General features: G+C 73.0%; 7 protein-coding genes and 1 pseudogene. 5 read left to right on the top strand and 3 right to left on the bottom strand.

Going from position 1 to position 10,890, the window contains the following annotated elements:
* Positions 1 to 866: cysteine desulfurase family protein (locus L0B03_RS08335; protein ID WP_250445349.1), on the bottom strand; the 866-nt coding region annotated here is incomplete at its 3' end.
* A gap of 40 nt (positions 867 to 906) precedes the next feature.
* On the opposite strand from L0B03_RS08335, the gene L0B03_RS08330 reads away from it, so the two are divergent.
* The gene (locus L0B03_RS08330) at positions 907 to 1,884 is read left to right on the top strand and encodes a phosphotransferase (RefSeq protein ID WP_250445348.1); all 978 of its coding nucleotides are present in this window, start codon (positions 907 to 909) and stop codon (positions 1,882 to 1,884) included.
* A 33-nt stretch (positions 1,885 to 1,917) separates the two neighbouring features.
* On the opposite strand, the gene L0B03_RS08325 is transcribed toward L0B03_RS08330, so the two are convergent.
* Together L0B03_RS08325 and L0B03_RS08320 are read right to left on the bottom strand one after the other, a co-directional pair.
* Complete coding sequence (locus tag L0B03_RS08325) at positions 1,918 to 2,889, bottom strand: electron transfer flavoprotein subunit alpha/FixB family protein (protein WP_250445347.1); 972 nt, start codon at positions 2,887 to 2,889, stop codon at positions 1,918 to 1,920.
* Positions 2,890 to 2,899: 10 nt separating this feature from the next.
* A complete protein-coding gene (locus L0B03_RS08320) occupies positions 2,900 to 3,697 on the bottom strand; it encodes an electron transfer flavoprotein subunit beta/FixA family protein (RefSeq protein ID WP_250445351.1) in 798 nt (265 codons plus the stop codon).
* Between the two features lie 133 nt (positions 3,698 to 3,830).
* Here L0B03_RS08320 and glgX point away from each other — a divergent pair, with 133 nt between their 5' ends.
* From glgX to L0B03_RS08300, 4 genes and pseudogenes are all read left to right on the top strand, one after another.
* Entirely contained in the window at positions 3,831 to 6,017 is a 2,187-nt protein-coding gene (glgX, locus tag L0B03_RS08315; RefSeq protein ID WP_250445346.1) for a glycogen debranching protein GlgX, read from the top strand.
* Between the two features lie 209 nt (positions 6,018 to 6,226).
* Positions 6,227 to 8,263 (top strand): alpha-1,4-glucan--maltose-1-phosphate maltosyltransferase, encoded by a 2,037-nt coding sequence (locus L0B03_RS08310; RefSeq protein WP_250445345.1) that lies wholly within the window; start codon positions 6,227 to 6,229, stop codon positions 8,261 to 8,263.
* Complete coding sequence (gene treS / locus L0B03_RS08305; RefSeq protein ID WP_374204917.1) at positions 8,260 to 10,029, top strand: maltose alpha-D-glucosyltransferase; 1,770 nt, start codon at positions 8,260 to 8,262, stop codon at positions 10,027 to 10,029. The genes L0B03_RS08310 and treS overlap by 4 nt, the downstream gene beginning before the upstream one ends.
* Positions 10,030 to 10,072: 43 nt before the next feature.
* Positions 10,073 to 10,890, top strand: a pseudogene (locus L0B03_RS08300) (aminoglycoside phosphotransferase); the annotation flags it as partial.

The following is a 10,890-nucleotide window of genomic DNA, read 5'->3' as shown; positions in this document are numbered from 1 at the left end:
AGCACGGCCTCGGGCACCCCGTCCCGCACCCCGGCGACGAGGGCGTCACGCAAGCCGGCCAGACGCTCGGCGTGCGTCGCGCGGTGCGTGACGGCGTCCTCGACCGCCACCGCGATGGCCCGCGCCGAGGCGACGTCGACCGTCCCGGAGCGCACGGCCCGCTCTTGGCCGCCCCCGTGCAGCACCGGGGTCAGGTCGAGGCCACGCCGCGCCACGAGCGCGCCGACCCCGACCGGCCCACCGACCTTGTGCCCCGAGACCGTCATGGCGTCGAGCCCCGAGGCCGTGAAGTCCACCTCGAGCTGCCCCACGGCCTGCACCGCGTCGGCGTGCACCGGGACCCCGTGGCGGCCCGCGAGGGAGACGACCTCGTCGAGGGGCTGCACGGTGCCGATCTCGTTGTTCGCCCACATCACGCTGATCAGGGCCGCCTGGCCACCATGCGCGGCGAGCTCCTCGGCCAGGGCGTCCACCTCGAGCCGGCCGTCCCGGTCGACCGGCAGCAGGACGACCTCGAAGCCCTCGTGCTCGGCGAGCCAGACGGCGGGGTCCAGGACCGCGTGGTGCTCGACGGCCGAGACCAGCACCCGCCGTCGGCGAGGGTCGCGGGCGCGCCGGGCCCAGGCCAGGCCCTTGATCGCGAGGTTGTCGGCCTCGGTGCCGCCCGCCGTCAGCACCACCTCGCTGGGTCGCGCCCCGAGCGCCGCACCGAGGGACTCGCGGGACTCCTCGACCACGCGCCGGGCGGTACGTCCGGCACCGTGCAGGGAGGAGGGGTTGCCCGTCCGGGCGAGCTGCTCGACCATCGCCGCGACGGCTCGCGGGTGCATCGGCGTGGTCGCCGCATGGTCCAGGTAGACGGTCACGAGACGGGAGTCTACGAACCTGCTGGCACAATCAACTCCGATGACCACCAACGAGACGGGACCTCGCGCCTTCAGCGGATCACGCCTCGGCTGGGCTGACCTGCCCCGGTCGGTGCGCTCCCGGATCGCCGACCTGGCGGGCGCCGAGGTCGTCAGCGAGGCGAGCGCGACCAGCGGCTTCAGCCCCGGGTACGCCGCGACCGTCGAGCTGGGCAACGGCACCGAGGTCTTCGTCAAGGCCGTCTCCCCCGAGCAGAACCCCGACTCCCCCGATCTCGCCCGCGCCGAGGTGGTCGCGGCCCGCGCCCTGCCCGCCGAGGTGCGGTCCCCCCGCCTGCTGTGGTCCGACGACGACGGCACGTGGGTGCTGCTCGGCTTCCAGGCCGTGCACGGTCGCAGCCCGGCGATGCCCTGGCAGCCCGAGGAGCTCGGGCTCGTGCTGGCGGCGGTCCAGGACCTGGCCGAGACCGGCAGCGGTGCCCGGGGAGACCTGCACCCGCTGGCCGACGACTTGTCCGCCCTCGCCTCGTCCTGGCAGCGCCTCGCCGACGACCCCGCGAGCATCGACGCCGCCGTCGCCGCCGCGGGCGAGCACGGGGCGTGGCTGCGGGAGCACCTGAACGACCTCGCGCACTGGGCCCAGGACGCCCCGGAGGCCGCGGCCGGCGAGTGCCTCGTGCACGGCGACCTGCGCGCGGACAACGTCATGATCGAGGCTGACGGCACGGTCTGGCTCATCGACTGGCCCTGGGCCGCCGCAGCAGGTGCCCCGTGGTATGACCTCCTGAGCATGCTCCCGAGCGTCGCGATGCAGGGCGGTGGCGACCCGGGGAGCATCTTCTGGGAGCATCCGGTCTCCCGCAGCGCCGACCCGGACGCCGTGCGGTCGACCCTCGCCGCCTTGACCGGCTACTTCGTGCACGGGGCGGTGCAGCCCCCGCCACCCGGCATCGGGAACCTGCGCGAGTTCCAGCGGGCACAGGGCCTCGAGGCCCTCGCCTGGCTCCGGTCTCTCTGACCGGAGCCAGAGCCGGTCCGGAGCCAGAGCCGGTCAGGCCTGCTCGGCCTTGAGCCGACGGACCTCGGCCGCGGCCTGCGGCAGCACCGTGAAGAGGTCACCCACCACGCCGAAGTCGGCGATCTCGAAGATCGGCGCCTCGGGGTCGGCGTTGACCGCGACGATGGTCCCGGAGGACTGCATGCCGCCACGGTGGTGCACGGCCCCCGAGACCCCGGCCCCGACGTAGAGGCGGGGCGAGATGGTGACCCCCGTCTGACCGATCTGGGTCTCGTGGCCGATCCAGCCCTCGTCGGTGGCGACTCGGGTCGCCCCGACGGCGCCGCCGAGCACCTCGGCGAGCTCCTCGACCGCGGAGAAGTCCCCCTCGGTCCCGCGCCCCCCGGCGACGACGACCTGGGCCTCCCCGAGCTCAGGCCGCCCCGAGGACGGCCGGACCGTCCGCTCGACCACCCGCGTGCGTGCGGCGGGCGGGTGGACGAGGGCGTGCGAGACGACCTGGGGGGTCTCACCCGTCGGTGCCGCCTCGGCCGGGACGGCGTTGGGCTTGACCGCGACCACCGCCCGCGGCGTGGTGATCTCGACCTGAAGGGTCCAGGTCGCGGCGAAGGCCTGCTGGTGGACGACGAGGCGCCCCTCGCCGGACCGCTCGAGCCCCGCGGCGTCGACCGACAGACCTGCCCCGGTCTCGTGCGCCGTGAGGGCCGCGACCTCCTTGTTCTCGAAGGTCGAGGACAGCAGCACCGTGGTGGCGCCGCTCTCGACCAGGATCTCGGCCAGGGCACGCGCCGAGGTCGCCACGGTGGCCTCGGCGTCGAGGTCCACGTGGTGGACGGTGCTCACGCCGTGCTCGGCCAGGAGGTCGAGGGCTCCGGCCAGGCCGCTGCCGAGCCAGACGGCCTCGACCGGACCGACCGACCGGGCCAGGGTCAGGAGCTCGAAGGCCGGGGCACGCACGACGCCGTCGTGGTGGTCGACGAGGGCGAGGACGGCAGGCTGAGTCATCAGGGCTCCTTCAGACGAGACGGTTCTCGACGAGGTAGGCGGCCAGCCGCAGGCCGGCGTCACCCTCGTCCGTGATGAGCACGCGGTCCTCGCGCGGGGGGCGCGGGCTCGCCTCGACGACCGTGGTGCGGGCCGCGGCCTGCCCGACGGCGGCCGGGTCGACCCCGAGGTCGGCGAGGGACCACGTCGACACCGCCTTCTTGCGCGCAGCCATGATCGCCTTGAAGTTCGGGTACCGGGGCTGGTTGGCCTGGTCGGTGACCGAGACCAGGGCCGGCAGGTCCGCCTCGAGGACCTCCACGACGTGGTCGAGGTCGCGGCGCACCCGCACGGTCCGTGTGTCCTCGCCGGTCAGCGTCAGCTCGGCGGCCAGGGTCGCCTGCGGGAGGTCCAGCTCGGCGGCGAGGAGGGTGGGCACCACCGACATGAGGCCGTCGAGGGCGGCCATGCCGGTCACGACCAGGTCGACCGGGCCGTCCGCGGCGATCCGGCGAACAGCAGCAGCCAGCACGGTCGCCGTCGCGAAGGCGTCTGAGCCCGCGAGCGCGTCGTCGACCACGTGGACCGCGTGCTCGGCGCCCATCTGCAGGCCGCGGCGCACGGCGTCCTCGGCGTCCGGAGGGCCCATCGTCAGGACGGTGACCTCGCCGCCGTGGGTCTCGGCGAGGGTGACCGCCGCCTCGACGGCGTTCTCGTCGAGCTCGTTGAGGGTGCCGTCGCCCTGGCTGCGGTCGACCCGCCCCTCGGGGGTGAAGCCCCGGTCGCCCTGCAGGTCCGGGACGTGCTTGACGCAGACCACGATCTTCATGCTCACCGGTCTCCTCCTCCTCGCCGACAGCCCTGGGAAGGCTACCGCGCGAGCACCGGGACCTCCGACCCGGGACGTCCGCACCGTGGCTGGTCCTCCCCCGGGGTCCCGGCGTGGTCCAGACTGGGTGACCGTGACCCGCCCCCTCCCGCCCCGCCTCGGGGCATCCCTGTCCCCCGAGGGCCTCGAGGTCGCGGTGCTGGCCTCGCACGCCGACGCGGTGGACCTCTGCCTGCTCGACCGCGACCCCTCCTCGGCCGACGGGTGGAGCGAGCGGCGCATCCCGCTCGAAGGACCGGTCCACGGGGTGTGGTCGGCCTGCGTGCCCGGAGTCGGCGCGGGGCAGCACTACGGCTTCCGCGCCCACGGCCGGTGGGACCCGCGCGCGGGGACCCGCTACAACCCGGCGAAGCTGCTCGTCGACCCCTACGCCCGCGCGGTCGAGGGGGAGCTGGAGCTCGGCCAGGCGGTGCACGGTCACCGGCTCGACGGCGAGCAGGACGAGCGCGGCCCCCTCCCCGACCCCACCGACTCGAAGGCCGCGGTCCCGCACTCGGTCGTGGTCGACGACCGCTTCGACGCGCCCCCCGTGGCTCTCCCCGAGGTCCCCTGGGGGGAGACAGTCGTCTACGAGGCCCACGTCCGCGGGCTGACGGCCCAGCTGCCCGAGGTGCCCGTCGAGCTCCGCGGCACCTACGCGGGGCTCGCGCACCCGGCGACGATCGCGCACCTGCGAGGGCTGGGGGTCACGACCCTCGAGCTGCTCCCGATCCATGCCTCGGTCAGCGAGCCGCACCTCGTCGAGCAGGGGCTGACCAACTACTGGGGTTACAACACGCTGGCCTTCTTCGCCCCCGAGCCCCGCTACGCGACCGCCGAGGCGCGGGCGGAGGGCCCCCAGGCCGTCCTGACCGAGGTCAAGGGCATGGTCCGGCTGCTGCACGAGGCCGGCATCGAGGTGGTCCTGGACGTCGTCTACAACCACACCTGCGAGGGGGGCACCGACGGCCCGCAGCTGAGCTGGCGCGGCCTGGACCCGACCGTCTACTACCTGCACGACGGCGGCTCCCCCGCCCGGTTCGCCGACGTGACGGGCTGCGGCAACTCGCTGGACTTCCGACGCCCGCGCGTGGTGCAGATGGCGCTGGACTCGTTGCGCTACTGGGCCGAGGTGGTCGGGGTCGACGGCTTCCGGTTCGACCTCGCCGTGACCCTGGGACGCGGCCAGGAGGGGTACGACCCCGACCACCCGTTCCTCGTGGCCCTCCAGGCGGACCCCGTGCTGAGCCGGCGCAAGCTGATCGCCGAGCCCTGGGACGTCGGGCCAGGAGGGTGGCGCACGGGCGGGTTCCCGGCGCCCTTCTCCGAGTGGAACGACCGCTTCCGCGACGCGGTGCGGACCTTCTGGCTCGTGGACCCCGGTCAGGCCGCGCACGGCCGGCTCGGGTCCGGGGTCGCCGAGCTCGCGACGCGCCTGGCGGGCTCGGCCGACCTGTTCGGCTACAGCGACCCGCCGCTGATGCGCGGCGTCGTCGCCTCGGTGAACTACGTGACGGCGCACGACGGCTTCACCCTGGCGGACCTCGTGGCGTACTCGCACAAGCACAACCACGCGAACCGTGAGGGCAACCGCGACGGCACCGACAACAACCGGTCCTGGAACCACGGGCTCGAGGGACCGGTCGGCGCCTCCTCGGTCGGCATGGAGATCGTCCCCCTGCGTCGCCGCTCGATCCGCAACCTGCTGGGCACCCTGGTGCTGTCCGCCGGCGTCCCGATGCTCACGGCCGGGGACGAGATCGGGCGCACCCAGAACGGGAACAACAACGCCTACTGCCAGGACGGTGAGCTCTCCTGGCTGCACTGGGACCTGACCCCGTGGCGCTCCGACCTCCTGGCCACCACCCAGCACCTCCTCCGGCTGCGCCGTGAGCACCCGGCCCTGCGCGAGACCGAGTTCTACCTCGGTCGGCCGAGGCCGGGTCACGACCCGCGGCCCGACCTCGACTGGTTGACCCCGCAGGCCACCGCGTTCGACCACGACCGGTGGCACGACCCCGCCGTCCGGACCCTGCAGATGATCCGCACCGCACGGGACGGCTCGGCCGTCCTCATGATCATCAACGGTTCGCTGGACCCCGTCGAGGTGACCGTCCCCCCGGCCGCCCCGGGCGCCTGGCACCTGCTGTGGGACAGCGTCGCCGAGCACCCGGACGACCTCACGGACCCGGACGGCGCCGGCGCGAACGGCGCCGGGGCCCCCGCACCTGGGACGGTCCTGATGGTCGAGCCCTTGTCGATGCGGGTCTACGCAGGGTGACCCCGCGGTGCGCCGACCCGCCGCACCACCCGCCGACACGCCCGGGCAGACGCGCCCACCGGATGCCGACCACCATCCCGGCTGGGTAGGTTCGGGGGGTGACGCCGACCACGCCGCCGATCCCGCCGCGGGACCCCGCCCCTCAGACGGACGACCGCCCCACGACCCGGCCTCCCGCCTTCCCTGCCCCAGCGACCCCACGGAGCACGGTGTCCCCCGACTCAGCTCTCCCCCCGTCCTCTGACGCCAGCCGCACCGAGATCGGGCGTATCCCCGTGATCTCGGTCGGTCCCGTGGTCGAGGGTGGCCGATGGCCCGCCCGCGCGATCGTCGGTGAGGCCGTCGAGGTCACCGCCACCGTCTTCCGCGAGGGGCACGACGCCGTCGCCGCGACCGCCGTGCTGGTCGCTCCCGACGGCACCGATCGCCAGAGCGTCCGCATGGACGTCGTCAACGCTGGTCTGGACACCTACCGCACGGACCTGGTGCCCGACGCACCCGGGGCCTGGACCTTCCGCGTCGAGGGCTGGTCCGACCCGTACGGCACCTGGTTGCACGACGCCACGATCAAGGTCGAGGCCGGGGTCGACGTCGAGGTGATGCTCGCCGAGGGCGCCGCGCTGCTCGAGCGCGCCGCTGAGCGCGACGGGCTGACGGCCGAGGCCACCTCGAGCCTGCGCGAGGCGGTGCGGGGCCTGCGAGACACCCACCAGCAGCCCACCGCCAGGCTGGCCTCGGGCACCGCGCCCGCGGTCCAGCACGCCCTCGCCACACACCCCCTGCGTGAGCACGTGACCGTCTCGGAGACCTACGACCTGGACGTCCAGCGCGAGCTCGCGATGGTCGGGGCCTGGTACGAGATGTTCCCGCGCTCGGAGGGGGCCGAGCTCGACGAGGCCACGGGCGAGTGGCGGTCGGGCACGCTCCGCACCGCAGCCGAGCGGATCCCCGCGATCGCCGAGATGGGCTTCGACGTGGTCTACCTGACCCCGGTGCACCCGATCGGGACCACCTACCGCAAGGGGCGCAACAACGCCCTCACCACCGAGCCGGGGGACCCGGGGTCGCCCTACGCGATCGGCTCCCCCGAGGGCGGGCACGACGCGATCCACCCCGAGCTGGGCACCTTCGAGGACTTCGACGCCTTCGTGGCGACCGCCCGGGACAACGGCCTCGAGGTCGCCCTGGATCTGGCGCTGCAGTGCTCTCCGGACCACCCGTGGGTCACCGAGCACCCTGAGTGGTTCACCACGCGCATCGACGGGACCATCGCCTACGCCGAGAACCCGCCGAAGAAGTACCAGGACATCTACCCCCTGAACTTCGACAACGACCCCGAGGGCATCTACCACGCGGTCCGCCGGGTCCTGCAGGTGTGGATCGACCATGGCGTCACGGCCTTCCGGGTCGACAACCCGCACACCAAGCCGCTGTCCTTCTGGGAGCGGATCCTGGCCGACGTCGCGCGGGACCACCCTGAGGTGATCTTCCTCGCCGAGGCCTTCACCCGCCCCGCGATGATGCACACCCTCGCGCGGATCGGCTTCCACCAGTCGTACACGTACTTCACCTGGCGGAACACCAAGGCCGAGCTCGCCGAGTACCTGACCGAGGTCTCGGGCGAGGCCGCCGCCTACATGCGCCCGAGCTTCTGGCCCACGACCCACGACATCCTCACCCCCTACATGCAGCACGGAGGCACGGCGGCCTTCGCCATCCGGGCCGTCCTCGCTGCCACAGGAGCACCGACCTGGGGCATCTACTCGGGCTACGAGCTCGTCGAGAACGTCCCGCGCCCCGGGGTCGAGGAGCAGATCGACAACGAGAAGTACGAGTTCAAGCCCCGGGACTGGTCGACTGCCGAGGGCATCGGCATCTCTACGCTGCTGACCCGGCTCAACGAGATCCGTCGAGAGCACCCGGCCCTCCAGCGGCTGCGCGGGCTGACGGTGCACCGCACCTCGGACTCCTCGCTCCTGTGCTTCTCACGCCGCGTGACCGCCGCCCAGTCCCCGACCGGCCGCGAGGACACGGTGATCGTGGTCGTCACCACCGACCCGCACCAGGCCCACGAAGGGGTCATCGAGCTCGACCTCGAGGCTCTAGGCCTCCCTGACGGCGACGGCGCCCTCTTCGGTGCCCACGACCTCCTGTCGGGGGCGACCTACGCCTGGGGGGCGCGCCCCTACGTCCGCCTCGACCCGTGGAGCCAGTGCGCCCACGTGATCGCCGTGAGGCCGCTGTGAGCGACCGCCACCACGAGACGTCCCGCGAGGCCGCGACCACCCGCGCGGTCGACCCGCGCAGCGCCCTGCCCGCGCGACCGGACCCCCTGGCCGGACTGCCCCGGATCGAGCCGCAGGGCCTCTCCCAGGACCCTGACTGGTACAAGACCGCCGTCTTCTACGAGGTCATGCTCAAGTCCTTCGCCGACTCGACCGGCGCGGGGATCGGCGACCTGCGCGGTCTGATCGAGCGCCTGGACTACCTGCAGTGGCTCGGTGTCGACTGCCTGTGGCTGCCGCCCTTCTTCCCCTCGCCCCAGCGCGACGGTGGCTACGACGTCGCGGACTTCACCGCGATCGCCCCGCAGTACGGCACCCTGCAGGACTTCACTGAGCTCATCGAGAAGGCCCACGAGCGCGGCATCCGGATCATCATCGACCTGGTGATGAACCACACCAGCGACCAGCACCCGTGGTTCCAGGCCTCGCGCTCGGACCCGGAGGGCCCGTACGGCGACTTCTACGTGTGGAGCGACGACAACACACGCTACGAGGACGCGCGCATCATCTTCGTCGACACCGAGACGTCGAACTGGACCTTCGACCCCGTGCGACGGCAGTTCTTCTGGCACCGGTTCTTCAGCCACCAGCCCGACCTCAACTTCGAGAACCCCAGCGTGCGCGAGGCCATGAAGGACGTCGCGCGCTTCTGGCTGCGCATCGGCGTGGACGGGTTCCGGCTCGACGCCGTGCCGTACCTCTTCGAGGAGGAGGGCACCAACTGCGAGAACCTGCCGCGCACGCACGCCTACCTCGCCGAGATGCGCAGGATGGTCGACGAGGAGTTCCCTGGCCGGATCATGCTCGCCGAGGCCAACCAGTGGCCTGAGGACGTCATCCCCTACTACGGCACCGAGGACGCACCCGAGTGCCACATGTGCTTCCACTTCCCGGTGATGCCGAGGATCTTCTACTCGATCAAGGACCAGCGAGCCAACCAGATCGTCGACATCCTCGCCGACACGCCCCAGGTGCCGGCCGGGGGGCAGTGGAGCACCTTCCTGCGCAACCACGACGAGCTGACCCTCGAGATGGTCTCGACCGAGGAGCGCGCGTCGATGTACGGGTGGTACGCCCCCGACCCGCGCATGCGCGCCAACGTGGGCATCCGCCGGCGGCTCGCACCGCTGCTGGACAACTCGCGGGCCGAGATCGAGCTCGCGCACGCCCTGCTGCTGTCCCTCCCGGGCAGCCCGTGCCTGTACTACGGCGACGAGATCGGGATGGGCGACAACATCTGGTTGCCCGACCGCGACGCGGTGCGCACGCCCATGCAGTGGACCCCCGACCGCAACGCGGGGTTCTCGACGAGCGACCCGGGCAAGCTCTACCTGCCGGTGGTGCAGTCCCTCGCGCACCACTTCACGGCGCTCAACGTCGAGGCCCAGCTCGTGCAGCCCACCTCGTTGCTGCACTGGGTCCACGGCATGCTGGCCGTCCGTCGCCAGCACCCCGTGTTCGGCACGGGAGAGTTCGTCGCCCTGACGACGGACAACGACGCAGTCCTGGCCTACCTGCGACGCTCGGCCGAGGAGACCGTGCTGTGCGTCGCGAACCTCGCCTCGACCCCGCGCTCGGCCCGCATCAAGCTCCCCGACCACCACGACTACGCGTTGCACGACGTCTTCGGCGGGGCCGAGTTCCCGCCCGTCGACCATCGCGGCGAGACGGTCATGACCCTCGGCTCACGCGACTTCTTCTGGCTGACGGTCACACCCAGCGGCTGAGGGCTCGGCCCGAGGCCAGACGACGAACCCGGCGGAGGTCGGCATGAGAGCGCAGGACACGACGGAGTCCCCACTCCCGGCCCGGCCCGTCACACCCGCCGAGGCCGACCTCGTCGCCGCCGTGGCAGCGTGGGCCCCCGAGCAGCGGTGGTTCCCGGCCAAGGGCACGACCGCGGCGTTGAGCAGCATCGGCGTGGTCGACCTGACCGACCCGGCCGGCGAGGCCGAGGTGCTCCTCCTGCTGCTGCGGCTCCCGGGGGGCGGGGTGCTCCAGGTCCCGGTCACCCTGCGACCTGAGCAGCATCCCGGTCCTGGGGTGGTCGGTGCCGTCGAGGTGCAGGGCCGGGTCGTGGTGGTCGTGGACGGCTGCCACGACCCCGCATTCCTGCGCGCCTGGCTGGCCGTGGCCCGCTCGGTCGGGGCCCAGGACGGGGCCCGGGGGCCTGTCGGGCTCGACCCCGAGGCCCTCGTCGGGGCACGCGTGCTGACCGGTGAGCAGTCGAACACCTCGGTGCTGCTGCCCCGCCTCGATCCGCCCGGCATCCTCAAGGTCTTCCGGGGCATCAGCACCGGCGCCAACCCCGACGTCGAGGTGCCCCTGGCGTTGAGCGGCACCTTCGCCGGGGTCCCCAAGCCGCTGGGCTGGCTCGCCGGGAGCTGGCCGGAGGCCGAGGGCGAGGCCGTCGGGCACCTCGGGGTGCTGAGCGAGCTGGTCCTGGACGCACGCGACGGCTTCGAGCTCGCCTGCGAGCGCGCCGGGGCCGGGGAGGACCTCGGTGACCTCGCCGAGACCCTGGGCCGCACCACCGCCCAGATGCACCTGGCCCTGCGCACCTCGTTGCCCACGCCCCCCGAGGCCCC

Source organism: Actinotalea sp. C106, from assembly GCF_023630195.1.
GTDB lineage: Bacteria > Actinomycetota > Actinomycetes > Actinomycetales > Cellulomonadaceae > Actinotalea.
Note: the sequence above shows the minus strand (reverse complement) of the source record. Positions and strands in the feature narration are given on the sequence as shown.

Bases quoted from the DNA above. Each gene is read 5' to 3' on its own strand.
- L0B03_RS08330 (WP_250445348.1), top strand. From the start codon at position 907: ATGACCACCAACGAGACGGGACCTCGCGCCTTCAGCGGATCACGCCTC.
- L0B03_RS08325 (WP_250445347.1), bottom strand. From the start codon at position 2,889: ATGACTCAGCCTGCCGTCCTCGCCCTCGTCGACCACCACGACGGCGTC.
- L0B03_RS08320 (WP_250445351.1), bottom strand. From the start codon at position 3,697: ATGAAGATCGTGGTCTGCGTCAAGCACGTCCCGGACCTGCAGGGCGAC.